Origin of the sequence: Microvirga sp. BSC39 (genome assembly GCF_000739015.1) — a bacterium.
GTDB lineage: Bacteria > Pseudomonadota > Alphaproteobacteria > Rhizobiales > Beijerinckiaceae > Microvirga.
Map to the genome: position 1 here is coordinate 107297 of NZ_JPUG01000052.1, position 24085 is coordinate 131381.

Genomic DNA, 24085 nt, shown 5'->3' on the forward strand with positions numbered 1-24085 from the left:
GCGCTCCATGGGTGTTGGAGAGACGAGGCTCCATGGGATGGCCATGGAGCCTCCTGGCTGGATCAGGCTCCCGTGCTGCCTGCAACCGTCTGGCGGACGGCGCCGATCTGCGCATCGAGGTGGGTGACCAGATCGGCCGGCAGGTCCATGAGCGTGACGAGGCGGTCGAGATAGGCCTTCTCCTCCGGCGTGTCCGCGTCGCCGATGGCGACTCGCGAGGCCACATAGAGCTCGGCGGCCTGCTCCTTGGTCTTGGGCAGGCGCGCGATGGCCCCGGCATCGGCGGGCTTGGCCATCATGTCGAGCAGGAAGCCCTTCTCCGCGTTGCCGAGGCCGAGCTGCTGGATCTGTTCCTGGATCCGGGCGCTTTCCTCGCCGTCGAGATGCCCGTCGGACTTCGCCGCCGAAATCATGGCCTGCACGAGGGCGAGGCCCATCTCATGGCCGTTCTTGTCCTTCTCCTCCTCGAGGTGAAAGCCGCTGCCGGCGGGCGGCTGCGCGGGCACGCTTCCGGGCCGGCTGGCGCCGGGTGCCTGGTTGGCCTGCCAGTCCTGATATGCCTTGAACGCGACGCTCGCGAGCACCGCAAGGCCGCCCGCCTTCATGAGCGAGCCGCCGGCGGAGCGCCCGCCGCGGGAGCCCAGGATCAGGGATAGAAGGCTCCCCGCCGCCAACCCGCCCATGCCTCCGGGGATCTGGGAGCCGAAGCCGCCGGACCCTCCCAGCATTCCGCCAAGGCCGCCTTGCTGCGGCCGCTGTCCAACAAACGAGCCCTGGCTGCGCGTGAGGCCGTCGATGATGCTTCCGAGATTCATGGGTCTTCTCCCTGTGCTGAGGATGTGCATCAGGAAAAGGCGGGTCATTTCCAAGAGTTCCGCCGGGCGTCGTTCACCGATCGGTTAGGAATTCAGGCAGCGCCACCGGAACCTGAGGGGGTGTTCCATGGTTGAGGAGCCGTCAGCTCGGCCGTTCGGACCGGGCACAGGAAGGGAATTCCCGCGATGAACCTCAAGATCGCCCTTGTCGCCGGTGCCATGGCACTCGGCGTTGCCGGCTGCATGACGCCCATGGCGTCGGCTCCAGCCCCGATGGCTGTTACCACCGCATCGGTCTTCGTTCCGACGGCGGTTTCGTCCAATCTCCTGGAGATCGAGTCGAGCCGTATGGCCTTGGACCGTGCGCGTAATCCCGAGGTTCGCCGCTTCGCCCGGCAGATGATCCGCGATCACAACCTCGCGACCCGCCGGATGATGGCTGTCCTGCGCCGTTCCGGCTTGCCGATGCCGCAGCCTGCGATGATCCCGCGTCACCAGCAGATGGTGGCCTCGCTCCAGACCGCCTCCGATTTCGACTCGGCCTATATGGGTGCCCAAGTCATGGCCCATCAGGAGTCCGTGGCCCTGTTCTCGTCCTATGCGTCCAACGGCGATGTTCCTCCGCTGGCAGCCTTCGCCCGCCAGACCCTGCCGAACCTGCAGATGCATCTGCAGCATGCGCAGGGCATCGCGGGCGGCGGCCGCGCCATGTAAACCGTCAGTGCGATTGCGAAGAGGCCGCCGGATTTCCCGGCGGCCTTTTTCGTTCGCTGCTTCAGCCCTGCATGAACTCGATTCGGTTGCCGACCGGATCCTGAACGTAGAAGCGCCGAACCTCCGGAATGGCATCATCCCAGGCCGGTTCATGGCCCGCCTTGGACAGGAGCCGCGCCAAGGCGTCGAGATCGGCGACCGCAATGGCCGGATGGGCCTTGCCGGCCGGACGGAAATCCTCCTCGACCCCGAGGTGAATCCGCACCGAGCCGCTCTCCAGCCACAGGCCGCCGCGCTTGGCGAGCGCTGGGGGCTTGGGCACTTCCTCGATGCCGAGCAGGCCGGCATAGAACCACCTGCACCGATCCTCCGCGCCCTCAGGGATAGCCAGTTGAACGTGGTCCAGGCGCAGCATCACGCCTCTTTGCGGTAGGCCTGAACCTCCTGCTCGATGGCCCCGAAGATCGAGTGGCCTGCCTTGTCCTTCATCTCGATGCGGATCGTGTCGCCGAAGCGCATGAACGGCGTTTTGGCCTCCCCGTGGACGAGCGTCTCCACCGTGCGCAGCTCCGCAAGGCAGGAATAGCCCAGGCCTCCTTGCTCGACGGGCTTGCCCGGTCCGCCGCCCTCATCCTTGTTGGAGACGGTGCCGGAGCCGATCACCGTGCCTGCGCCCAGCGGCCGGGTCCTGGCCGCGTGCGCGATCAGGGTCGGGAAGTCGAACGTCATATCCGCGCCGGCATTGGGCCGGCCGAAGGGCTTGCCGTTGAGGGTGGAGAGCAGGGGCAGGTTCAGCTTGCCGCCATCCCAAGCCTCGCCCAGCTCGTCCGGCGTGACCGCCACCGGCGAGAGGGTGGAGGAGGGCTTGGCCTGGAAGAAGCCGAAGCCCTTGGCGAGCTCGCCCGGGATCAGGTTGCGTAAAGATACGTCGTTGACGAGAACCACCAGCCGGATGGCGGCCGCCGCCTCTTCCCGTGTGGCCCCCATGGGCACGTCGCCGGTGATCACCGCGACCTCAGCCTCGAAGTCGATGCCATGCGCCTCGTCGGCGGCCGGGATCGGAACCCGCGGGCCGAGGAACGAGTCGGAGCCGCCCTGGTACATGAGCGGGTCGGTCCAGAACGAGGCGGGCATCTCGGCCCCACGGGCTTTGCGCACCAGCTCCACGTGATTCACGTAGGCCGACCCGTCGGCCCACTGATAGGCGCGGGGCAGGGGCGAAGCGCAGTCGTGCTCGTGAAAGCGGAAGGCCGGAACCGAGCCGTGCTCCAGCTGCTCGGCCAAATCGCGCAGGCGGGGCTCGACTTTTTCCCAATCGTCCAGGGCTTGCTGGAGCGTCGGAACAATGAAAAATGCATCCGTCGCGCGGGTCAGGTCCTTCGAGACGACGACGAGGCGGCCATCACGGCCTTGATTCAGGGAGGAGAGCTTCATTGCCACCGACCGGGTTGTTATGGTCCACTCAACTTGCAACGAAATGCTTTCCGGGGAAACGCCAATGACAACGATCAAGAGAAGAAACTTTCTGAAAGGCGCCGGCCTCGCTGCCGCTGCCGGCACGGTGGCGGCTCCCGCGATCGCCCAGAGCATGCCGGAAGTCCGGTGGCGCCTGACCTCGAGCTTCCCGAAATCCCTCGACACCATCTTCGGCACCGCCCAGACCTTCGCCAAGTACATGGCGGACGCGACCGATGGAAAGTTCCAGATCCAGGTCTTCGCGCCGGGCGAGATCGTCGGCGGCCTCCAGGCCATGGATGCGGTGCAGAACGGCTCGGTGGAATGCGCCCACACCCCGACCTATTACTGGGTCGGCAAGGAGCCGGCGCTCGGCATGGGCACGGGCCTGCCCTTCAGTCTCAATGCCCGCCAGCTCCATTCCTGGTGGCACTTTGCAGGCGGCAAGGAGATCATCAACGAGATTTTGGCGAAGTATAACTGCACCTCCCTGGTCTGCGGCAATTCCGGCACGCAGATGGGCGGCTTCTTCCGCAAGGAGATCAACACTGTCGAGGACCTGAACGGCCTGAAGTTCCGCATCGGCGGCCTCGGGGGCATGGTGCTGGCCAAACTCGGCGTGGTGCCGCAGCAGATCGCGCCGGGCGAGGTCTATCCGGCGCTGGAGCGCGGCACGCTCGACGCGGCCGAATTCGTCGGACCCTATGACGACGAGAAGCTCGGCTTCCTGAAAGTGGCCAAATACTACTACGCCCCCGGTTGGTGGGAGGGCGGCGCCATGCTGCATCTCGTGGTCAACCAGCAGAAGTTCAACGAGCTGCCCAAGCACTATCAGGCTATCATGTCCAACGCCTGCGAGGCGGCGAACAACTGGATGCTCGCCAAGTACGATGCGGTGAACGGCCAGGCCCTGCGCCGCATGGTCGGCGCCGGCGCTGAACTGCGTACCTTCTCCCCGGCGATCATGGAGGCTTCGCTCAAGGCGGCCAACGAGCTCTATGCGGAGCTCTCCGCCAAGGATGCGAACTTCAAGAAGGTCTACGATTCCATGGTGGCCTATCGCACCGATGTCCTGCCCTGGTGGCAGCTTAACGAATACGCCTTCGACACCTTCATGATCCGCACCCGCGGGCGGGTGTAAGCATGAGTCGCTGTCGGGCGAGGATCGCTTCTTGCCTGACAGCCATCCTCCCATGTCTTGCTGTTGCCGCTGCGATTCTGCTTTCTCCGATCGCAGCGGCTCAGGACCTCACCATTCCCGAGGTCGCTTACCCCAGCCTGCCACAGCAGGCCCAAACAGCTGAAGGTTTCGTGCCGCCCGGGTGGATTCCTGAGGCGCAGGCGTCCGGCGACCTCAACCGGGACGGCAGTGCCGACTTGGTCCTGGTCCTGCGCCAGAACAACCCTGCGAATCTGATCGAGAATTTCGAAGGGTTTGGCGAGAAGCCGTTCGATACGAATCCTCGGATCCTGGCAATCGCCTTCCGTGAGAGGCTTTCAGGCAGGTTCAGTCTGCAGCTCCAGAACCATACCCTTATTCCTCGCCGCACCGAGCCCGCTGCCGATGATCCCTTCGATAAGGACATCGGGATTGCCGTCGTGCGGGACGGGTTTCAGGTGCGCCTGAACTGGTGGATGAGCGCGGGAGGGTGGGAGACTTTCAGAACAACCCACACATTCCGTCACAGATCCGGACACTTCGAGCTGATTGGCTACGACCGGGAGACAACTCACCGGGGAAGCGGCGACACGACGTCTCTCAGCATCAACTACCTGACCCGAAAAGTGAAACGGACGACCGGTCACATCAGTCGCGATGCCGATAAAGTTCGTTGGCAGACACTGCCGCAGAGGCCAGTTCCAACACTTGAACACATAGGCGATGGGCTGAGCTTCGAGCCCGAACTCTGATCCCGCCGGATTCGGACAGGGTGGCTTGACCTTCCGTCAGGCAAATCTAGTTGCTCGTGCAACGAATCTGGCTATTGGTTGCATGGGCAACGAGCGGAGTGGCGATGCCGAGTGGATCTGCAGCGAGGAAGCCGACAGCCGAGCCCCTGGTGGTCTTGGAGGAGTTCCTGCCATACCGGCTCAATGTGCTGGCTGGGCTGACGTCGAGCGCGCTCGCCCAGATTTATGCCGAGCGGTACGGTCTCTCGATCCCGGCATGGCGTGTGATCGTGACGCTGGGCCAGTATGAGTTCCGGACGGCCAGGGACATGGCGCCCGACGGCGTCATGCACAAGTCAACGGTCTCGCGGGCGGTTTCGGCGCTCGAGAAGCGCGGGCTCGTCACACGCCGCCCGAACCTGGACGACCGCCGTGAGGAATGGCTCGCCCTGACGCCGGAAGGACGGGCGATCTACGAGGCGGTGGCTCCGGAAGCCCTGGCCGTCGGGGAGCGCCTCCTGTCGGTGCTGACCGCTCAGGAGCAGAAGACGCTCTCCACCTTGATCGACAAACTCACCCAACAAGCGCGATTGCTCGCACCGCAGGACGCAGAGGGGGAAGAGACGTGAGGCTCTACACGTATTTCCGTTCATCCGCGGCCTACCGGGTCAGGATTGCGCTCAACCTCAAGGGCGTCTCCCATGAGGCCGTGCCCGTGAATCTCCTGAAGGGGGAGCAGCGCGAGGCAGGTTACAAAGCGCTCAATCCTCAGATGCGCGTGCCCTCCCTCGACGTCGGTGGAACGACGCTCATCCAGTCGCCCGCCATTCTCGAATATCTCGATGAGGCCTATCCGGAGCCGCCGCTGCTGCCGATGGGTGCCCTCAACAGGGCCAAGGTCCGGACCATCGCCAGCCTGATCGCCTGCGATATTCACCCGCTCAACAACTCCGGAACGCTGGCTTACCTCAAGAACCGTCTCGGGCACGACCAGGCCGCTGCGGACGAATGGTATGCCCATTGGGTCCGTGAAGGCTTCGACGCCATCGAGGCGCTGCTTGGGCCGGGGCCTTACGCCTTCGGGGCCAAGATCACGCTGGCCGATGTCTATCTCGTTCCGCAGGTATTCAATGCGCGGCGCTTCAATGTCCCGCTCGATGCCTATCCGAAGATCGCCGCGGTGGATGCAGCCTGCGCCGAGCTCAAGGCCTTCCAGGACGCCGCGCCGGCCAGCCAGCCCGACGCTGTCTGACGAAGAATTGCACCCGCCTGACGGCGAGTGCGTTGGTTTGACAAAGGCCTCCCCACCGGAGGCATGACAGGAGGAAGACCATGGGACCGTTTCCGCACGATGCGCCCCCGGCCGCCATTTCCGAAGAGAACCCGATGGGGACAGATGGCTTCGAATTCGTGGAGTACTGCCATCCCGACCCGCAGGCTCTCGACCGTCTCTTCAAGACCATGGGCTTCAGCGTCGTCGCCAAGCACCGTTCGAAGAACGTGCTGCTCTACCGGCAAGGCGACATCAACTTCATCGTCAATGCGCAGCCGGGCTCCTTCGCCGAGCGGTTTGCAGCCCAGCACGGCCCGTCCGCTCCGGCCATGGCCTTCCGCGTTGCCGATGCGAAATATGCCTATGACCGCGCGCTCTCCATGGGAGCGAAACCCGTGCAGACGCAGGTCGGACCCAACGAGTTGGAGATTCCAGCCATCGAGGGAATCGGAGGCCTGCAGATCTATTTCGTCGACCGCTACGGGGCGAAGGGTTCGATCTACGACGTCGATTTCGAATGGCTCGGCGAGAAGGATCCCAAGCCGACGGGCGTCGGCCTCCACTACATCGACCACCTGACCCACAACGTCTATCGCGGACGGCTGAACGAATGGGCCGGGTTCTACGAGCGCCTCTTCAACTTCCGCCAGATCCGCTACTTCGACATCGAGGGCAAGCTGACGGGGCTGCACTCCCGCGCGATGACGAGCCCTGACGGCAAGATCCGCATCCCGATCAACGAGGATGCGGGCGAGACTGGGCAGATCGAGGAATACCTGCAGGAATATAAGGGCGAGGGCATCCAGCACGTGGCGCTGGGCTCGCACGACCTCTACGAATCCATCGAATCGCTCATCGATGCAGGTCTCGAGTTCATGCCGGCGCCGAACGAGATCTACTATTCGCGCATCGACAAGCGCCTTCCCAAGCATGAGGAGCCGCTCGATCGCTTGAGGAAGAACGGCATCCTCATCGACGGGGAGGGGGTGGTCGAAGGCGGCTTCACGAAAGTGCTGCTCCAGCGCTTCGGCAAGACCGCTATCGGCCCGATCTTCTTCGAATACATCCAGCGCAAGGGCGATGACGGATTCGGTGAGGGCAACTTCAAGGCCCTCTTCGAATCCATCGAGGAGGATCAGATTCGCCGCGGCGTGATTGGTCCGAAGGTCGCCTGATCCCTGCCGGATCGCCGATTCGAAAAGAGGCCGGACCTGCTCCGGCCTCTTTTCTTTTTGGAATTTGGACGAAGCCGTGGCCGCCGACGCGATGCTGTTATTCACAGGGACCGCCACGTAGCAGGCCGGTGAAAAGAGGGCTCTGCGGGTGATCACGCGACTTTGAGATGGCCCTGAAAGCCTTTTTCCTTAAGGATTTATGAAGGTCCGGGCCAAAGTCTTAACGAAAAGTAAAGAAGTCGGGCGTGAACGTTGCGTTTGTGCAACATGCCCCTGAAAAGCCCCCGCTGCTGCCCGTTTTGCGCCTTCATTCGGTTGCTTGCGGGGCGGTGATGGATAATGTGGCTCCAGCGACGGGGGCACCCCAGTCGTGATCCTGGTGGGTTCGACCGAGAAGGCGAGCCGCCGGGTACTAGGGGAAAAGGGACGTGTTTAGGGCTTCGATGAAGTCACCGAGGCACAAAAACCCGGCCCCCCAGGGTCTCGAAACTTTGGAGGTTTAACCATGAAGCTCGTTAAGAGCCTCTTCCTCGGATCGGTCGCGGGTCTCGCGGCTGTTGCCGGAGCTCAAGCTGCCGACCTTCCCGTGAAGAAGGCTGCTGCTGTTGAATACGTTCGCGTCTGCTCCACCTACGGCGCAGGCTTCTTCTACATCCCGGGCACGGAAACCTGCCTTCGCGTTGCTGGCCGCGTCCGCGCTGAGTACCAGTACCTCGAGCCGCAGTTCCGCACGGACGCTTCCATCGGCTTCCGCGCTCGCGGTCGTGTTCAGCTCGACGCCCGCACCGCCACCGCTTACGGCCTCCTCCGCGCCTTCGTGCGTATGGAGATGGACCGCAACACCGGCGTGTACAACTCGCAGTCTGGTTTCGGCGCTGGCAATAGCCCGAACCTCGCTCAGGCCTACATCCAGTTCGGTGGTCTGACCGCTGGTCGCACGACCTCGTTCTTCGCCAACGGAGACCTGCCGAACGGCAACATCACCACGCTCCGCTTCTACGACTATCCGGACGTGAACCTGCTGGCCTACACCTTCTCCTTCGGCAACGGCTTCTCGGCCACCCTGTCGCTGGAAGAGGGCTCCTTCGCCGGCAACCTCCTGGGCGCTGGCGACACCGCGTCTACTGCTGGCCAGCGTTGGCCCGACCTCGTCGGTAACGTGAAGTATGCCGGCACCTGGGGTTCAGTCCAGCTCTCCGGTGCTCTGCATCAGACCCGCGCCACCGCGTTTGAAGCCGACGGCCTCGACTTCATTGAGGGCGAGCTCGGCTGGGCAATTGGCCTTCAGGCTGGCCTCAACCTGCCGGCTCTCGGCGCTGGCGATGCCCTGTGGTTCGCTGCTGCCTATGCTGACGGCGCTCTCGGCTACCTCGGCTTCGGCTCGAACGTGACGGGCGTTGCCGCTTCCGGCAACATCCGTTCCGTTCCCGTCGTCGATGCCTTCGTCGGCGCCGATGGCGACGTCGAGACCGGCAGCGGTTGGCAGGTCGCCGGTGGTCTGCGTCACTACTGGGCTCCGACCCTGCGTTCGAACATCCATGGTTCGTATGCTAGCGTCGAGTACGGTGGCGATGCTCCGGTCGGTATTGCCGACTTCGACGAGTGGCGCGTTGGCGTTAACACCTTCTGGACGCCGGTTTCCGGCCTGGACATCGGTGTTGAGGTTCTCTATGCCAACATCGACGTTGAGGGCGTAACCGTCGACAACGACGATCGCTGGGAAGCTCGCTTCCGCATCCAGCGCGACTTCTAATCGGCTCGTCTGATTGGACAGGAAAACCCCGGTGGCAACACCGGGGTTTTCTTTTGTGCACTGTCGATGCCGGAGCTGACGACATCAGTGGCCAACGTGATCGGGTAGCGAGCCCCCGCGTATTCACCCTTCAGGCAGAGTCTTCCACCGACAGAACGAACTCCTCGATCACCCATGTGAGATTGCCGTCGAGAGCCGGGGCATGTCCCTGGCCAGGGACCGTGATCGCCGTGAGACGAGGGTGCCTTTCCTGCATGGCCTGCACCGTTCCGGCTGACAGCAGGTCCGAGTGCTCGCCGCGGACGACCAGGAGAGGGAACGGCTTCAATCCCTCGAAGAGCGGCCAGAGATCAGGCAGCGGTGCCTCGGGATCTGAAGCCTCAAGGGTCTTCATCAGGTTCGGGTCGTAATTGAGAACGAATTGACCGTCGACCTCACGCCATGTCACCCGCACCAGGGCCTGCCACTGCTCGTCGGTGAAGGCAGGAAATTCTGCTGCCGAGGCCTGCTGCAGGATCTGCATGGCCTCATCCGTGGTGCGGGGCGTCGGCAACTTGCCGACATACCCGCGTATCCGGCTGAGTCCTCCGGCTTCGAGCACGGGACCGATGTCGTTGAGAACCGCACCGGCGATCAGGGGAGGGCGAATCGCACTCAAGGCCATGGTAATCAGACCGCCCCGGGACGTGCCGACGAACACTGCCTTCTCGATCCCTGCTACTGTCAGCACTTGCAGGACATCGTTCAGCTCGATCTTGATGTCGTAGTTGCGCCAATCCTTGTCCCAATCGGAACGGCCGCGGCCCCGATAATCCAGGGACAGGACGCGACGGGGGCGTGAGGCATCGCGGCTTAGGGCCACGGCAAGCTCGTGAAAATCCTCGGATGACCGCGTGAGGCCAGAAAGGCACACGACCGGCAGGGCGCCGGCTATGCCAGGGTCATAGTCCCGGGTGTAAAGGCGCAGCCCGTCGGCTGCAGACACGAAAAGATCCCGGTAGGTGTCGCTCATCTCAATCCATGGTCACTGGGTGTTGATGAGCTGCATCTTGCCTGACTAGTTGGTGCCTGTCGCGTCCGCCGTTGCGGGAGCTGCCGGTATGGCCTTCTCGTTCAGGCGCTGACGGTAGACCCTCAGGTTCTCGAGAACGCGCTGCACGTAATTGCGGGTCTCATAGAAGGGGATGCGCTCCACCCAATCGACCTCATCCACATCCGGCTTGCGGGGGTCCCCATAGGAGCGGACCCATTTGATCACGTTGCCGCCGCCCGCATTGTACGACGCGAAGGCCAGGATATGGGAGCCCTTCCAATCCTCCATCAGTTCGCCGAGATGGGCGGAGCCGATCTTTGCGTTGTAGGAGGGATCCTCGATCAGGCGCTTGAGATCGAACCCGACGCCGAAGCGCTTGGCGGTCCTCTTGGCGGTCTCCGGCATGAGTTGCATGAGGCCGCGCGCGCCGGCGCTCGAGATGGCGCGCGGATTGAAGGCGCTTTCCTGGCGGGCGATGGCGTAGACCATGGCGGGCTCCACCTCGTCGCCAACGGGCTGGAAGTCCGGGATGGCGGCCAGGGGATAGGCATGCTGATCGAGCGGGAAGCCTCTCTGAAGGGCGATCTTGCCGATGGCGAGAACCGCCCGGGGATTCTGCTGCGACGTTGCGAGGCTTGCAAGCGCATCGAGCTGACCGGGATCACCCAGGGTCTGGGCAAGATCGGAGTAGAGACCCATGGCCAGATCCTGCTCGCCGATCTGCTGCAGCAGCTGAATCGCCTGAACCGGAACGAGGGCGTTGAAGGTCTTGCGCTCATCCTCCGTCAGAGCATCAACCTTTCTCAATGCGATGGTCCGACCGAGCTTCTCCTGGGCGAGTTGCCCATAATAGGTCGTGGGTTGATCGGCGGCGCGCTCGTAGAACAGGCGGGCGTTCTGAGCCTCGCCGGCCGCCTCCGCTGCGCGGCCCTGCCAATAGGCAACACGCGAAAGGGAGATGGGAGTCGAGGCCGTTTTGGCGACGGCGGCAAAGTGCTGAGAGGCCTTCGCCGGATCGTTCAGGAAGCGCAGGGCGATCCAGCCCGCGTGGAACTCCGCCTCGATCTGCTGCACCGGGGACTCGGCGGCGTGATGGCTCGCAACCTCATAGGCCGTCTTGGCATCGCCCTTGTCGAGAAGCTCACGGGTGATCAGGCGCTGCTCGGCCCACCACTCGTCGCCGTCGACCCGCAACTCCGGGTCGCGCGGCGCCTGCATGATGATGCTGGCGGCCTCGGCCAGGTTGTTGCTGCGGCGCTGGAGCAGAGCGCGGGAGAACAGGTAAGAGGGGTCGTTCCTCAGAGAGGAAGGAACAGCCGCGAAAGCTTTTTCGGCTTTCTTCTTGCCCTGGAATACGGCCATACGCGCCTTGACGAGAAGCTCGTAACCCTTGCCGGCATGGCTCGCTGCCCGCTGCGCGCCGCCCCAATTTTCCTTGAGGAGCAGACGCTCCATGCGGAAGCGGTGATCGGCCTGGGAGAGCAGGCCGGGGAATTGGTCGAGGATGCGGCGCTCCACGTCGGGGCCGAACGTATCCTCGCGCCATGCATGGCGGATCTTTTCATGGGCCTCCTGCTCGAGGCCATCGGCCTTCAGGGCAAAGGCAAGCGCGATCCGTCCGCCCGGGGTGACAGGTGCCTGGTTGGCAAAGAAGAAGCGGACCTGGGGCGGCGACCGGCGCTCGGCCAGCAGGGCATCCTCGCTTCTGCGCCGGATCTGGCTGGTCAGGGGCCAGTCCGGATAATCCTTTCGGAAGGCCATGATCCGGTCGAAGGTGACCGGCGTGCCGCTGCGGATCGCGTACCACTCTGCGAGAGCACGGGCGGCCGGCTGAGCGAGCTTGGTCCTGAGGATCTCGGCCTCGGTCAGATCGTTGTCCCGATGGGCCTTGAAGATCCCGGCGAGGTGATCCAGGTCTCCCGGCACCGGATTGGCCGGAACAAAGGTTTCCAAGGTGCTGGTCTGGGGCGTCTGATTTGCATGGACCGCGAGGGTGGAGACTTGGACAAGCGCGACCGATGTCACAAGACCTATGAGAAGACGCATGTTGAGGCTCACCCGCTGACCCCTTTGCTGTCGCCCGCAACTCATTGTGACGACGTTTCTCTTGAGGAAACACTAAGAGCCGAGCTAGGACAACTCCCCGAAGGAACGTTTGCGCCCATGCGCCGCACCCCCTATGTGTTAAACCCTTGTGGCCTCTAGGACCCGGCGCACTTTACCGAGGAAGATTCATGACCCAATTCAAAGGCTCCATCACGGCCCTGGTGACTCCCTTCAAGGATGGTGCCGTGGATGAGGCAGCGTTCCGGTCCTTCATCAACTGGCAGATCCAGGAGGGCACCAGCGGGCTCGTTCCCGTGGGCACGACCGGCGAGACCCCAACGCTGAGCCACAAGGAGCATGACCGGGTCGTCGAGATCTGCATCGAGGAGGCGAGAGGCAGGGTACCGGTAATCGCCGGCGCCGGCTCCAACAGCACCGCCGAGGCGGTGGCGTTCTCCAAGCACGCGGAAAAGGTGGGCGCCGACGCGGTGCTGATCGTCACCCCCTACTACAACAAGCCGACGCAGGAAGGCCTCTACCAGCACTTCAAGGCCATCAACGACGCCATCGGCATTCCGATCATCATCTACAACATCCCCGGCCGCTCCGTGATCGACATGTCGGTGGAAACGATGGCGCGGCTCTATGAGCTGAAGAACATTGCCGGCGTGAAGGACGCCACCGCCAACATGGCGCGGGTCAGCCTGCAGCGGCAGGTGATGGGGCCGGATTTCATCCAGCTCTCCGGCGAGGATGCCACGGCGCTCGGCTTCATGGCCCATGGCGGGCATGGCTGCATCTCCGTGACCTCCAACGTGGCGCCGCGGCTCTGTGCCGAGATGCAGAGCGCCTGCCTGAACGGCGATTATGCCTCGGCCCTGAAGGTGCAGGACCGGCTCATGCCCCTGCACACGAACCTCTTCATCGAGACGAATCCCACGCCCGTGAAGTACGCGGCATCGCTGCTCGGCCTCATGCAGGACGATGTGCGCCTGCCGCTGGTGCCCGCCTCCGACAACGCGAAGCAGGCCGTTCGCTCGGCCATGGTCCATGCGGGCCTCATCAACGCTTAAAGAACCTGATGGCAAAAGATCCAAAGAGTCCCAATCGCGTCGTCGCCGACAACAGGAAGGCGCGGTTCAATTATGAGATCATCGATACCTACGAGGCAGGGATCGCGCTCACCGGCACGGAAGTGAAATCCCTGCGCCAGGGCAAGGCGACGATTGGCGAGGCCCATGCGGGGCCCTCGGGCGAGGAGTTCTACCTCTTCAACGCCTATATCCCCGAGTACCTGCAGGCCAACCGCTTCAACCACGAGACCAAGCGCCCCCGGCGCCTGCTCCTGCACAAGAACCAGATCAATAAGCTGATCGGCGCAACGCAGCGGGAGGGGTTCACAGTGATTCCGCTCAAGATCTATTTCAACGATCGCGGCCGCGCGAAGGTGGAACTCGGTCTCGGCCGGGGCAAGAAGCTGCACGACAAGCGCGAGACGGAGAAGGAGCGCTCCTGGAACCGGGAGAAGGCTCGCCTCATGCGCGACAAGGGCTGACGCAAGGGCATGTTGCGCTAGATCTCCTTCCGATTGTTCAGGAGGGAAGCTATGGCGTCCGTGGCTCTGGTGTCGGTTCTTGGACCCGATCGGGTCGGGCTTGTTGCAGCCATTGCCGAGCACCTGTTCAATATCGGCGTGAACCTGCGGGACACGACCTTTGCGGCCTTAGGGTCAGGAGCCGAGTTCGTGGCTCTGTGCGAGCTCCCGCCGGACGTGACGGCGGGTGACGTGGAGGCCGGCCTCAAGCAGCTTGCGGAACTCGAAGGCGCCGAGGTCCGGGCGGTGCCCTATGCTTTCGACCCGAGCCCCGGCCCTGCAGGAAGCGTCACCCATCGCATCGCCATCAGCGGCGGCGATCAGCTCGGCCTCGTGGCCCGTCTGGCCGAGGTATTCAAGCAATACGAGGCCAACATCGTGCGCCTCGAGGCGCGCAAGCTGCCGGAGGCCGAGGGTGGACTTTATGTGACGCGCTTTGCCGTCTCGGTTCCGCCTGATCGGGCCGGTCTGTGCCTGGCCACCGTCAGCAACACCGCCGGTGCGCTGGGATTGAGCTGCCAGGTGGAAGAGAGCTCGCTCTGATCCGAACGAAAATGGCCGGGCCTTGCCCGGCCATGATGCTCTTCCGCTTGATCGCGTCAGATATCGAGCTCGTCGTCCTGCGGCTGGCGGATGCCGTAGCGGCTCTCGAGCGCGGGGCTGCGCGGCTGCGGACGCGGGCGTTCTCCATTCTCGCTCATGGGGCGCTGCGGGCGATCCGAAGGATCGCGGCCGATCCGGGACGCGAGCTGCGACAGGTCGAGGAACTCGTCCGCCTGCCGGCGCAGTTCGTCGGCGACCATCGGCGGCTGCGTGGTGACGGTGGACACCACCGAAACCCGAACACCGCGGCGCTGCATCGCCTCGACGAGGGAGCGGAAGTCGCCGTCGCCGGAGAACAGAACCATGTGATCGATAAAGGGGGAGAGCTCCAGCGCGTCGATGGCGAGCTCGATGTCCATGTTGCCCTTGACCTTGCGGCGGCCGGCGGAGTCGACGAACTCCTTCGTCGGCTTCGTGACCACGCGGTAGCCGTTGTAATCGAGCCAGTCGATCAGCGGGCGGATGGATGAATATTCCTGATCTTCCACAAGGGCCGTGTAGTAAAAGGCACGTACGAGCGAGCCGCGGCCCTGAAATTCCTTCAGCAGGCGCTTGTAATCGATATCGAAGCCGAGAGTTTTCGTGGTAGCGTAAAGGTTGGCGCCATCAATGAAGAGAGCGATCCGCTGCTGGCCTGACATAAGTATTCTCTATCTGTGTCTGCCGGAGCGGCCTAACAACCTTCATTATTCAAGCAACATCGATTATTTGCGCAGGCAATAAAACTGCGCGAAAAATGTATGACGTGCCCCAGAACAGGCTGCTATTAACCCTTCGGACCAGTAATCCTGACAATGCAAAATACTTAATGGCGTGTAAATTCCAAGAGTCAAGTTGTCGGAACCAAGGCAGTCAAGCCTATGTGTGACAAATAAACAGCTATTTTGATTTCAGGCTGCGACTGCCCGGTTTCACCGCCGGAAGAGCCGCCAATTCGGGTGGAATCTGGTCCGGCGCATAGGCCGGGATGTCGAGTTGGACGAGGGACACGAGGGGTACACCGAGATTCGCCTTGCCGCCGGAGCGGTCGATAAGGCAGGCGGCGCCGAGCATCGTTCCGGGGTGCTCCGCAAGGGATGTCAGGCATTCCCGAGAGGAAAGGCCTGTCGTCACGATGTCTTCCACCATGACAACACGGGCACCCTCGGGAATCGTGAACCCGCGGCGCAGCACGAAGACGCCGTTCTCACGCTCAACGAAGATTGCCTTGGCCCCCAGATGCCGGGCCGTCTCGTAGCCCGGGACGATCCCGCCGACGGCAGGTGACACGACGTAATCGACGGATCCGAACCGCTCTTGGATTTTCTCGGCCAGCGCCCGGCAGACCCGCTCCGTGCGGGCCGGATCCTGAAACACGAACATCTTCTGCAGGAAGACCGGGCTGTGCAGCCCCGATGAGAGAATGAAGTGCCCCTCCAGCAGCGCGCCGGCGGAGCGGAATTCTTCGAGAACGTCGTTCGGGGTCATGCCTGTGCCTCCTGCGTCAGGGCTGTTTGGCAGGGGGAGGGGCGGGAGGCAAGGGTCGTTCTTGGGTTCTAGTGGAGGTGCAATCATCTTAAAGCTCAAAGGTGAGCCTAATGTATGTCTCAGTTGAGGATATGTGGGCAAAAATGAGCCATTCGTTCAATTACGTCTCATGCGGCACTCACTGCTGCGTCCTGCATAAACAACGTTTATTGGGTCTTCCCATAGGCGTTAAACCTTGAAGTGCATGCATTCGGATTGCTGCGGACAGCCCGTACATCAGTTGCGATGCCGGAATTCGTTTGCTGATGGGAATTCTGCCCGCCTAGATGTGCTGGCCCCTCAATCCCTGATGTGCCGCTCCGCACATTAAATCATCTCCCTTAGGGTAGTTTGCCTAGTGTTATTGATATAACATAAAGTGTCGAAATGTGGACACGATTTATTTATGTGGAGGATGGAATGGCAGAGCTTTCAAAGTAGGACAATCAAATCAACTTTGCTTCAACCGGCGAGCCCTATGAACTGCAGGTGACAGCGCTGAAGGACGGCACGTTCGTTGCTGTCTGGACTCGATTCGACGGCGATTTCGATGTCGTTGCACAAATCTACAACGCTGATGGAACACCGAAAAACGATCCCTTCCAGGTCAATACGTCTGATACGGCTCAGAATGGAACGTCCGCACCTTCCTCCCAGAGAAAGCCGGTCGTCACCGCCCTCAAGGATGGTGGCTTTGCTGTAGCTTGGATGGATTATACTCAAGGGCCGACAGGCATCGACATCAGGGCCCGGGTCTTCTCTGCAAATGGTACAGCCAGGAGCGACGATTTCGTTGCGACAAGCACGACCTTTAGCGACCAGACTTCACCTCGCATTGCTTCTTATGGTGATGGCTTCATTGTCTCCGCTCTAAGACATGAAGGCTCAACCGGGGTCGGCACGAGAGTATTTGATGCAACTGGCAACACCATTGATTTCGGGTTGGCCGGAAATTTTGAATCGCACTCCGTCGCAGCTATGGCTGGGTCGCCTCAGGGTGCCCGTTATGCTGGCATGTTCATTTCAGCGGCGCTGGACCCTAACAACAGTCAAATTTTGCTCGGCGCTCATAACGGCGCAATTGTCGAAGAAACTATGACGATCGCGACTGGAGTCTTTCCAAGCGATGTCGTTGTTACTGCACTAGCTAACGGGCGCTTCGTCGTCACTTGGGTGGATCCTGATACCGAGCGCTTTCCGGATCTCACATATAAAATCAAAGCCGTCATTTTCGAAGCTGATGGTGACAGATCTGCAGTATGGGAGCTCATCTCATCGACGTTAGAGATTAATAAGCCCGTTGTTGCTGCGCTTCCTGATGGCGGATTTGCTTTAGCATACGAGAGAGATGGAGATGTTCGGGCACAGGTGCATAATGCAACCGGTTCGATGACCGCCAGTCCGACACTGTTCACGGCGATCTCGCCGAACGTCAGGCGGAGCCTACAATTACGGTTTTGCCCGATGGGCGGTTTATCGTTGGCTGGGAGAACCTTGGACAAGGAGCCTCACCAAGTGTCCGCGCCCAGATTATGGACAACCGTGATGCCCAAGACTGGCACGGTGGCGCTGGCGGAGACAGTTTCGTAGGTACCATCTACACTGATACGCTGAATGGTCATACCGGCAATGATACTCTCTATGGCGGTCACGGGAATGACACGCTTGAGGATGGTGAGGGCGATGACACCCTCAGCGGTGGAGCGGGTGACGACCTCCTGTTCGCTGGCGCTGGCAACGACAGGCTGTATGGTGGCTCGCTAAGTGCTGCCGCAGGCTGGGACATGGCCAGCTACCGGAAAGCCGGCGCCATCGTCCTCAACCTCACCACCAAGGAACATGGTGGCGCCGCTGCAGGCGATCAGTTTCATGGCATAAACGCCTATTCGGGCTCTACCTTCGGCGATCGCATGACCGGCGCAGACGGTGGCGATGAGTTTTATGGCGATGCAGGCAATGATACCCTGGAAGGCGTTGGTGGAAACGACTCTCTCTTCGGTGAGACCGGTGACGACATGCTTAAGGGCGGTGCCGGCAACGACGTGCTCAATGGCGGCGCAGGCAAGAACACTGCCGTGTTTTCCGGCCACCGGGCCGATTACACGATCAGTGCTCCCGATGCCAACGGCCGTGTGACGGTTACCGGAACCGACGGTACCGACACGCTGACGGACATTCGGCTGCTGCGCTTCGAGAGCGCAGGTCAGGTCGAGATGGTGGCTCTCACCAACGCGACTCCCACCAACCTGCAGCTGTCGGATAGCAGCATTCAGGAGAACGCGCCTCACCGCGCCGGGGTGGGCACGCTGTCGGCCAGGGATGCAGACGGGGACACGCTCACCTACACCCTGATGCCCGGCTCCAGCTCGGCCTTTGCAATTGTGGGCAACAAGCTGGTGGTCAACGGCCCGCTCGATTTCGAGACGAAGCCCAATCATCAAGTCACGATCCAGGCTGACGACGGCTTTGGCGGGAAGACCACACTGGCCGTGACCATCACGGTGACGGACAAGACGGACGAGACGACCCCGTTCACCCTCTGGGGCACGCCGCAGGCGGACGTGCTCACAGGCGAGAACGGCAACGACACGATCTATGGCAGCGGCGCCAACGACGTGCTCTCGGGTCTGGCTGGGGACGACCGGCTCCATGGCGGGGTCGGCAACGATCTGCTCACAGGGGGCGCGGGCAAGGACGTTTTCGTGTTCGACATGCGTGCGAACAAGCGCACCAACGTCGACAAGATCAGCGACTTCCGCTTCCAGGACGACAGCATCTACCTGGAGAACCGGTACTTCACCAAGCTGGGCTCCGGCACGGCCTCCAAGCCGAAGAAGTTCAAGTCCGACATGTTCGTGCAGAACACCAAGGCCCAGGATGCGGAGGACCGGATCATCTACGACAAGCGGTCCGGCAAACTGTACTACGATGAGGACGGTAGGGGAGCCAAGGCGCAGATCCTGATCGCCACCCTGACCAACAAGGCCACCCTCAAGTACTCAGACCTCTTCGTCATCTGACGAAGTGACATAGGCTGCCAAACCGTGCCGCCCGGTGATGAGCCAGGCGGCACGTGCTTTTCGAGATCAGGAAACCTCGGCCAGCCACCGGGGCAGTTCCGCCAAGGATGGCAGTTCCGCAAATCTCGGATGCTCGGTGGGGAGCGGCGCGTCCTCGTGCGCCCAGACGAGGTGGAAAGGGATGAGCGCGGCATAGCTGCCGGCTTCCAGCGCCGGCAGCACGTCGGAGCGCACGGAGTTGCCGGCCATGGCCGCGTGCTCCGGACCGGCGCCGTGACGCGAGAAGATGCGGGTGTAGGTGTCCGCCTTTTTCTCGCTGACGATCTCGATCCCTGAGAAAAAACTGCCGAGGCCGGAGGCCGCGAGCTTCGATTCCTGATGGAAGAGATCGCCCTTGGTGATCAGCACGAGCCTGTATTCCGACGAGAGCGCTTCGAGCGCCTCGTGAACGCCGGGGAGGGGCTCCACGGGGTGGTTCATCAACTCGCGTCCGATCGCCAGGATATCGCCGAGGGCCCGGCTCGATATCTTGCCCTCGCTCACCTGGATGGCGGTCTCCATCATCGAGAGCGTGAAGCCTTTCGCGCCATAGCCATAGAGGCGAAGATTGCGCATCTCCGTTGCCTCGATCTCCTCCTCGAGCCGCCTGGCATCGACGAAATCGACGAGCAGTTCGGTGAAGCGCTGGCGCGTTGATTGATAGAATGTCTCGTTGTGCCAGAGCGTATCGTCGGCATCGAGACCGAGAACGGAAATCGGCATCGGTTATTCCTGCAATGGCGTTTCAGTGGCGCTGTTGCGCCGCCTGCACGAACGCGCTGAACAGCCTGTTGCCAGGGTTGTCCTGAGCCGCAAAGGCTTCCGGGTGCCACTGGACGCCGATGGCAAAGCGCCTGGACGGGATCTCGACGGCCTCGATCACGTCATCGGGCGCTCTGGCTGAAATCACGGCATGATCGGACACGGCAACAACCGCCTCCTGGTGACGGCTGTTCACGTCGAGGCGTGTGGTGCCAACGATCTGCGACAGCATGGTGCCCGACACGATCTCGACGGGGTGCATGGCCGTCCGGTCATCGTGGGTGAGAATATGCGGGCCGCTTTTTCTCACCTCATGCACCATCCGCGCTCCATGAAGACAGGCGAGCATCTGCATGCCGTTGCAGATGCCGAGCACCGGCTTGTCGCGTTCGAGGAAGCCCCGCATGAGCGCCTGCTCGACCTCAAGCCGCTCCGATGACGGATAACGGGACTCGTCGCCGGCAACATACCAATCGCGGGGAAACCGGATGCGTCCGCCGACGCTGATGAAACCGTCGAACTCCTCCACGACCGACCCGATCATCTCCGGAATATACGGGATGCCGAAAGGCAGGCCGCCGGCGCGCTGGACGGCGACGAAATAGGCTTTCGTGGTTTCGTAGAGCGTTCCGCCGCTGCTGGTGTTCTCGTCCATGATGACGGCGATGCGAGGCTTCTGAGACATGGGCTTTATCCGGTGACACGGTCGACGCGGCTCACCACGCGTTTGGCGCGCAGCTCCGCGATGATGGCATTGAGGTGCTTCAGGTCCCACACCGTCAGGTCGATGGTCATGTCGGTGAAGTCCTGGGTGCGCCGCTTCATGGACACGTTATCGATATTGCCGTCATGGTCGGCGATCACCTGGGTGATCTGGGCGAGCGATCCCGGCTCGTTGATCGACTGAAGCTTAATGCGCGCCGGGAAGCGCTGGGTCGAACCAGCCTCCAGATCCCAGCGCACGTCGATCCAGCGGTCCGGCTCGTTGTCGTATGCCGCGAGCGACGGTGACTGGATCGGATAGATCGTCACACCCTCACCGGGGGTCATGATGCCCACGATGCGGTCTCCCGGCACGGCGCCGCCTTCCGGCGCAAAGCTGATCGGCATATCGGTGCTCAGCCCGCGGATCGGGATGCCGCTCGCATGCTCGCCGGCGCCCTTCTTGCCGACGCCATCGGGCTGTCCGCTGCTCCTGCCGTCGCTGCCGGCGCGCCGCTCCTCGAAATAATCGGGATAGACGGCGCGAACCACGTCGCCTGAGAACATCTCGCCGCGCCCCACCGCGGCCAGGACGTCCTCGACCGAGATCCGCGCCAGCCGGGGCAGGGCGCCTTTCAGCTTCTCGTCGGAGAAGGGACGGCCGGCACGCTCGAAGGCGCGCTCCAGAATCTGGTGGCCGAGGCCGGTATATTGCCGGCGCACCGCCGCCCGGGTCGCGCGGCGGATCGAGGCGCGCGCCTTGCCGGTGACCACCAGGGATTCCCAGGCGGCCGGGGGCGTCTGCCCTTCGGCGCGGACGATCTCCACCTCGTCGCCGTTCTGCAACTCGGTCAACAGGGGCGACATGCGGCCGTTAATCTTGCAGCCCACCGCGGTGTTCCCGACATCCGTATGAACTGCATAAGCGAAGTCGATGGGCGTCGCGCCGCGCGGCAGGGCGATCAGGCGGCCCTTGGGCGTGAAGCAGAAGACCTGGTCGTGGAAGAGCTCAAGCTTCGTGTGCTCGAGAAACTCCTCCGGATTGTCGCCTTCGGCCAGGAGATCGATGGTGCGCCTGAGCCACTGATAGGCCCGGCTCTCTGTCGCCAGGCGCGAATTGTCGTTCACGCCTTCCTTGTAGAGAGCATGGGCCGCGATGCCGTATTCCGCCACCTCGTCCATGTCCTCGGTGCGGATCTGCAGTTCGACACGCTGGCTGCCGGGGCCGATCACCGTGGTGTGGATCGACCGGTAGTCGTTCTGCTTCGGGGTCGAGATGTAGTCCTTGTACCGACCCGGAACCATGGGCCAGCTGGTATGCACGATTCCCAGCGCCCGGTAGCACTCGTCGATGCTCCCCACGATGATGCGGAAGGCGAAGATGTCGGAGAGCTGCTCGAAGGAGACGGACTTGCGCTCCATCTTGCGCCAGATGGAATAAGGCCGCTTCTGACGTCCCGAGACGACCGCCTCGATTCCTTGCGCGCGCAGCTTGGTCGTCAGCGTTCGCTCGATCTCCTCGACCAGCTTCTCGCTCTTGGCCGAGAGTTCGCCCAAATGGCGCTGGATGGCCTCATAGGCCTCCGGGTCGAGATTCTGGAAGGAGAGCTCCTCCAGTTCCTCGCGCATTTCCTGGATGCCCATGCGGCCGGCAAGCGGCGCGTAGATGTCGAGGGTCTCCTCGGCGATGCGCTTGCGCTTGTCGGCAGGCATGAACTGCAGGGTGCGCATGTTGTGCAGGCGGTCAGCGAGCTTGACCAGAAGCACGCGCACGTCGTCGGCGACGGCCAGCAGCAGCTTGCGGAAGTTCTCGCCTTGGGCTGCCCGCTTGGAAACGAGGTCGAGCCGCTTGATCTTCGTGAGGCCGTCGACGAGGGCGCCGATCTGGGGTCCGAAGGTCTTGTTGATCTCCTCGAGGGTCGCCTGGGTGTCTTCCACCGTGTCGTGAAGGACCGCCGCCGCGATGGTCGCGTCGTCGAGCTTGAGGTCCGTCAGGATGGCGGCCACTTCGAGAGGGTGGCCGAAGAACAGGTCGCCGGATGCGCGCTTTTGGGTGCCGTGGGCCATCATGGCGTACACGTAAGCACGGTTGAGAAGCGCCTCGTCGGCCGAGGGGTTGTAGCGCTTGACCCGCTCGACGAGTTCATACTGGCGCATCATACGGCCGACATCTCCTTTGGGCCCGGTCTCTCTGGCTAAAAATCGGGAAGGCATTGAGGATATTGTACAACGTCTTCCGACCGCAAGCTGAATACCTTGCCGCAGACCAGCCATGCCGGTCCGTGGTTAAGGTGTCCAACAAAAAAGCCCGGCCAGGGCCGGGCTTTTCAAGAAAGTCGCGAGAACGCTTATTCGCGGTCGTCGTCGTCCGCGCTGCTGCTCGGGGGAACGAGGCCCTCCAAGCCGCGGAGCAGGTCGTCCTCGCTCATGCGGTCGAACTGCACGTCGGCGTCGTTGTCGCTGCCCGCGGACGGGGCTGCGGCGGTGTTGCTGAGCATCGGAACGGCCTCGGCCTCCGGCTCGTCCACCTCGACATACTTCTGCATGGAGTGGATGAGTTGCTCCTTCAGGTCGTCCGGAGCGATGGTCTCGTCCGCGATTTCACGAAGGGCCACGACCGGGTTCTTGTCGCGGTCGCGATCGATCGTCAGGGGCGAGCCCGACGAGATGAGGCGGGCCCGGTGGCTGGCCAGCAGCACGAGCTCAAACCGGTTGTCGACCTTGTCGATGCAGTCTTCGACGGTCACGCGAGCCATGAGGGGCTCCTTCTTCAGTCATGAGAATATCGGAAGAGGGACCGGATACACCGGTTGTCTCAGGAAAACAAGAGGATGCGTTCTGCCGCAGGGGCTTATGCCCAAGCCGGAGAATACGCCGGGGACAGGTGCGAGGGCGCACGGCGGAGCTACCCCCGCATGGGTAGGGTTTCCCAAGGTCAAGCCTGAGGACGGCTGCTCTTGGGAGCCATAAGATCCGTTCTGCGAAGTCTCGGCCGTGCCCTGAATGCTGTCCTGAGACATCTGAGCCGGCAAAGGCCCCCGGTAAACCGGCAGATGTTGCGGGGGTGGCGGCGCTTCATCTGATCACAGGTCAAGTGCGGCGTAGCGCGCGCTTCGCCTTGACTCCTTGCCCTCCGGGTGCGAGTCCCGCGCGGATTCGTTGAACTGAGGGTTCCATTCCTGATGACACGCGCATTCGTTTTTCCCGGTCAGGGAAGCCAGACGGTCGGAATGGGCAAGGCCCTGGCCGAGGCCTTCCCACAAGCCAAGGCTGTCTTCGACGAGGTGGATGAGGCCCTGTCCCAGAAGCTCTCCACCCTTATGTGGGAGGGCCCCGCGGAGGAGCTGACCCTCACGGCCAACACCCAGCCGGCCCTCATGGCCGTGAGTCTCGCGGCCATCCGCGTCCTGGAAGCCGAGGCCGGTCTCGATTTGAAGCGGCATCCCGCCTTTGTGGCCGGCCACTCGCTCGGCGAGTATTCGGCGCTTGCCGCCGCCGGCAGCCTGTCCATTTCCGATACGGCCCGGCTTCTGAGGATCCGCGGCAACGCCATGCAGAATGCCGTTCCCGTGGGGCAGGGTGCCATGGCGGCGCTTCTGGGCCTCGAATACGATACCGCCCTCGAGGTCGCCCGCGAGGCGGCTCAGGGCGAGGTCTGCGATGCGGCCAACGACAATGGCGGCGCCCAGGTGGTGGTGTCCGGTC

The 24085-nt window shown here is 62.6% G+C and carries 24 protein-coding genes; 13 read left to right on the forward strand and 11 right to left on the reverse strand.

Annotated elements, in window-relative coordinates; translation table 11 throughout:
* Positions 1 to 62: 62 nt before the first annotated feature.
* Positions 63 to 815, reverse strand: a complete 753-nt coding sequence (locus MA07_RS07150; protein WP_036348538.1) for a tellurite resistance TerB family protein — start codon at positions 813 to 815, stop codon at positions 63 to 65.
* A 186-nt stretch (positions 816 to 1001) separates the two neighbouring features.
* Between MA07_RS07150 and MA07_RS07155 the strand changes: the two genes are divergently transcribed.
* The gene (locus MA07_RS07155) at positions 1002 to 1529 is read left to right on the forward strand and encodes a DUF4142 domain-containing protein (RefSeq protein ID WP_052002912.1); all 528 of its coding nucleotides are present in this window, start codon (positions 1002 to 1004) and stop codon (positions 1527 to 1529) included.
* Positions 1530 to 1590: 61 nt separating this feature from the next.
* Here MA07_RS07155 and MA07_RS07160 read toward each other — a convergent pair whose 3' ends face one another.
* Positions 1591 to 1944 carry a VOC family protein gene (locus tag MA07_RS07160; RefSeq protein ID WP_200879334.1) on the reverse strand — a complete coding sequence of 118 codons (354 nt, stop codon included), beginning with the start codon at positions 1942 to 1944 and terminating at the stop codon, positions 1591 to 1593.
* A complete protein-coding gene (locus MA07_RS07165; RefSeq protein ID WP_036348543.1) occupies positions 1944 to 2963 on the reverse strand; it encodes a fumarylacetoacetate hydrolase family protein in 1020 nt (339 codons plus the stop codon). Before MA07_RS07165 ends, MA07_RS07160 begins: the two co-directional genes overlap by 1 nt.
* A 73-nt stretch (positions 2964 to 3036) precedes the next feature.
* Between MA07_RS07165 and dctP the strand changes: the two genes are divergently transcribed.
* The 6 genes from dctP (at position 3037) to MA07_RS07195 (ending at position 9075) form a co-directional block, all read left to right on the forward strand.
* On the forward strand, positions 3037 to 4125 hold the full coding sequence (gene dctP, locus MA07_RS07170; RefSeq protein ID WP_036348652.1) for a TRAP transporter substrate-binding protein DctP: 1089 nt from the start codon (positions 3037 to 3039) through the stop codon (positions 4123 to 4125).
* A gap of 236 nt (positions 4126 to 4361) precedes the next feature.
* Positions 4362 to 4895, forward strand: coding sequence for a hypothetical protein (locus tag MA07_RS07175; protein WP_152568763.1), 534 nt, complete (start codon positions 4362 to 4364; stop codon positions 4893 to 4895).
* A gap of 104 nt (positions 4896 to 4999) precedes the next feature.
* Complete coding sequence (locus MA07_RS07180) at positions 5000 to 5503, forward strand: MarR family transcriptional regulator (RefSeq protein WP_081928821.1); 504 nt, start codon at positions 5000 to 5002, stop codon at positions 5501 to 5503.
* A complete protein-coding gene (gene maiA, locus MA07_RS07185; RefSeq protein ID WP_036348545.1) occupies positions 5500 to 6126 on the forward strand; it encodes a maleylacetoacetate isomerase in 627 nt (208 codons plus the stop codon). Before MA07_RS07180 ends, maiA begins: the two co-directional genes overlap by 4 nt.
* 80 nt (positions 6127 to 6206) lie before the next feature.
* On the forward strand, positions 6207 to 7322 hold the full coding sequence (gene hppD / locus MA07_RS07190; protein ID WP_036348548.1) for a 4-hydroxyphenylpyruvate dioxygenase: 1116 nt from the start codon (positions 6207 to 6209) through the stop codon (positions 7320 to 7322).
* Positions 7323 to 7827: 505 nt separating this feature from the next.
* Positions 7828 to 9075, forward strand: coding sequence for a porin (locus MA07_RS07195; RefSeq protein ID WP_052002915.1), 1248 nt, complete (start codon positions 7828 to 7830; stop codon positions 9073 to 9075).
* A gap of 130 nt (positions 9076 to 9205) precedes the next feature.
* On the opposite strand, the gene MA07_RS07200 is transcribed toward MA07_RS07195, so the two are convergent.
* Together MA07_RS07200 and MA07_RS07205 are read right to left on the reverse strand one after the other, a co-directional pair.
* Entirely contained in the window at positions 9206 to 10087 is an 882-nt protein-coding gene (locus MA07_RS07200) for an alpha/beta hydrolase (RefSeq protein ID WP_036348551.1), read from the reverse strand.
* A 45-nt stretch (positions 10088 to 10132) separates the two neighbouring features.
* A complete protein-coding gene (locus tag MA07_RS07205; RefSeq protein ID WP_036348661.1) occupies positions 10133 to 12154 on the reverse strand; it encodes a lytic transglycosylase domain-containing protein in 2022 nt (673 codons plus the stop codon).
* A gap of 188 nt (positions 12155 to 12342) precedes the next feature.
* Between MA07_RS07205 and dapA the strand changes: the two genes are divergently transcribed.
* The 3 genes from dapA to MA07_RS07220 are packed head-to-tail and all read left to right on the forward strand — an operon-like array spanning position 12343 to position 14291.
* Entirely contained in the window at positions 12343 to 13227 is an 885-nt protein-coding gene (gene dapA / locus MA07_RS07210; RefSeq protein ID WP_036348554.1) for a 4-hydroxy-tetrahydrodipicolinate synthase, read from the forward strand.
* Between the two features lie 8 nt (positions 13228 to 13235).
* Positions 13236 to 13709: an SsrA-binding protein SmpB gene (gene smpB, locus MA07_RS07215; RefSeq protein ID WP_036348558.1), complete on the forward strand. Its 474-nt coding sequence runs from the start codon at positions 13236 to 13238 to the stop codon at positions 13707 to 13709.
* A 51-nt stretch (positions 13710 to 13760) separates the two neighbouring features.
* Positions 13761 to 14291: an ACT domain-containing protein gene (locus MA07_RS07220; RefSeq protein ID WP_036348560.1), complete on the forward strand. Its 531-nt coding sequence runs from the start codon at positions 13761 to 13763 to the stop codon at positions 14289 to 14291.
* A 56-nt stretch (positions 14292 to 14347) separates the two neighbouring features.
* Here MA07_RS07220 and MA07_RS07225 read toward each other — a convergent pair whose 3' ends face one another.
* Both MA07_RS07225 and pyrE read right to left on the reverse strand, forming a co-directional pair.
* Positions 14348 to 14992: an NYN domain-containing protein gene (locus MA07_RS07225; RefSeq protein ID WP_036348562.1), complete on the reverse strand. Its 645-nt coding sequence runs from the start codon at positions 14990 to 14992 to the stop codon at positions 14348 to 14350.
* Positions 14993 to 15230: 238 nt separating this feature from the next.
* A complete protein-coding gene (gene pyrE, locus MA07_RS07230; protein WP_036348565.1) occupies positions 15231 to 15818 on the reverse strand; it encodes an orotate phosphoribosyltransferase in 588 nt (195 codons plus the stop codon).
* Between the two features lie 528 nt (positions 15819 to 16346).
* Here pyrE and MA07_RS07235 point away from each other — a divergent pair.
* Both MA07_RS07235 and MA07_RS07240 read left to right on the forward strand, forming a co-directional pair.
* Entirely contained in the window at positions 16347 to 17447 is a 1101-nt protein-coding gene (locus MA07_RS07235; protein ID WP_036348567.1) for a hypothetical protein, read from the forward strand.
* Positions 17390 to 18877: a cadherin domain-containing protein gene (locus MA07_RS07240; protein WP_036348570.1), complete on the forward strand. Its 1488-nt coding sequence runs from the start codon at positions 17390 to 17392 to the stop codon at positions 18875 to 18877. The genes MA07_RS07235 and MA07_RS07240 overlap by 58 nt, the downstream gene beginning before the upstream one ends.
* 66 nt (positions 18878 to 18943) lie before the next feature.
* Here MA07_RS07240 and MA07_RS07245 read toward each other — a convergent pair whose 3' ends face one another.
* From MA07_RS07245 to rpoZ, 4 genes are all read right to left on the reverse strand, one after another.
* The gene (locus tag MA07_RS07245; RefSeq protein WP_036348572.1) at positions 18944 to 19639 is read right to left on the reverse strand and encodes an HAD family hydrolase; all 696 of its coding nucleotides are present in this window, start codon (positions 19637 to 19639) and stop codon (positions 18944 to 18946) included.
* A 22-nt stretch (positions 19640 to 19661) separates the two neighbouring features.
* The gene (locus tag MA07_RS07250; protein WP_036348575.1) at positions 19662 to 20363 is read right to left on the reverse strand and encodes a gamma-glutamyl-gamma-aminobutyrate hydrolase family protein; all 702 of its coding nucleotides are present in this window, start codon (positions 20361 to 20363) and stop codon (positions 19662 to 19664) included.
* A gap of 5 nt (positions 20364 to 20368) precedes the next feature.
* On the reverse strand, positions 20369 to 22540 hold the full coding sequence (locus MA07_RS07255; protein ID WP_036348578.1) for a bifunctional (p)ppGpp synthetase/guanosine-3',5'-bis(diphosphate) 3'-pyrophosphohydrolase: 2172 nt from the start codon (positions 22538 to 22540) through the stop codon (positions 20369 to 20371).
* Positions 22541 to 22728: 188 nt separating this feature from the next.
* Positions 22729 to 23136, reverse strand: a complete 408-nt coding sequence (gene rpoZ, locus MA07_RS07260) for a DNA-directed RNA polymerase subunit omega (RefSeq protein ID WP_036348580.1) — start codon at positions 23134 to 23136, stop codon at positions 22729 to 22731.
* Between the two features lie 426 nt (positions 23137 to 23562).
* Between rpoZ and MA07_RS07265 the strand changes: the two genes are divergently transcribed.
* On the forward strand, positions 23563 to 24085 hold a 523-nt coding region (locus tag MA07_RS07265), incomplete at its 3' end, for an ACP S-malonyltransferase (protein WP_036348663.1).

Coding starts and splice junctions, on each gene's coding strand:
- MA07_RS07245 (WP_036348572.1), bottom strand. CDS start 19,639: ATGCCGATTTCCGTTCTCGGTCTCGATGCCGACGATACGCTCTGGCAC.
- MA07_RS07240 (WP_036348570.1), top strand. CDS start 17,390: ATGGACAACCGTGATGCCCAAGACTGGCACGGTGGCGCTGGCGGAGAC.
- MA07_RS07150 (WP_036348538.1), bottom strand. CDS start 815: ATGAATCTCGGAAGCATCATCGACGGCCTCACGCGCAGCCAGGGCTCG.
- smpB (WP_036348558.1), top strand. CDS start 13,236: ATGGCAAAAGATCCAAAGAGTCCCAATCGCGTCGTCGCCGACAACAGG.
- dapA (WP_036348554.1), top strand. CDS start 12,343: ATGACCCAATTCAAAGGCTCCATCACGGCCCTGGTGACTCCCTTCAAG.
- MA07_RS07160 (WP_200879334.1), bottom strand. CDS start 1,944: ATGCTGCGCCTGGACCACGTTCAACTGGCTATCCCTGAGGGCGCGGAG.
- MA07_RS07180 (WP_081928821.1), top strand. CDS start 5,000: ATGCCGAGTGGATCTGCAGCGAGGAAGCCGACAGCCGAGCCCCTGGTG.
- hppD (WP_036348548.1), top strand. CDS start 6,207: ATGGGACCGTTTCCGCACGATGCGCCCCCGGCCGCCATTTCCGAAGAG.
- pyrE (WP_036348565.1), bottom strand. CDS start 15,818: ATGACCCCGAACGACGTTCTCGAAGAATTCCGCTCCGCCGGCGCGCTG.
- MA07_RS07225 (WP_036348562.1), bottom strand. CDS start 14,992: ATGTCAGGCCAGCAGCGGATCGCTCTCTTCATTGATGGCGCCAACCTT.
- MA07_RS07155 (WP_052002912.1), top strand. CDS start 1,002: ATGAACCTCAAGATCGCCCTTGTCGCCGGTGCCATGGCACTCGGCGTT.
- MA07_RS07165 (WP_036348543.1), bottom strand. CDS start 2,963: ATGAAGCTCTCCTCCCTGAATCAAGGCCGTGATGGCCGCCTCGTCGTC.
- rpoZ (WP_036348580.1), bottom strand. CDS start 23,136: ATGGCTCGCGTGACCGTCGAAGACTGCATCGACAAGGTCGACAACCGG.
- MA07_RS07200 (WP_036348551.1), bottom strand. CDS start 10,087: ATGAGCGACACCTACCGGGATCTTTTCGTGTCTGCAGCCGACGGGCTG.
- MA07_RS07205 (WP_036348661.1), bottom strand. CDS start 12,154: ATGCGTCTTCTCATAGGTCTTGTGACATCGGTCGCGCTTGTCCAAGTC.
- MA07_RS07255 (WP_036348578.1), bottom strand. CDS start 22,540: ATGATGCGCCAGTATGAACTCGTCGAGCGGGTCAAGCGCTACAACCCC.
- MA07_RS07250 (WP_036348575.1), bottom strand. CDS start 20,363: ATGTCTCAGAAGCCTCGCATCGCCGTCATCATGGACGAGAACACCAGC.
- MA07_RS07195 (WP_052002915.1), top strand. CDS start 7,828: ATGAAGCTCGTTAAGAGCCTCTTCCTCGGATCGGTCGCGGGTCTCGCG.
- MA07_RS07220 (WP_036348560.1), top strand. CDS start 13,761: ATGGCGTCCGTGGCTCTGGTGTCGGTTCTTGGACCCGATCGGGTCGGG.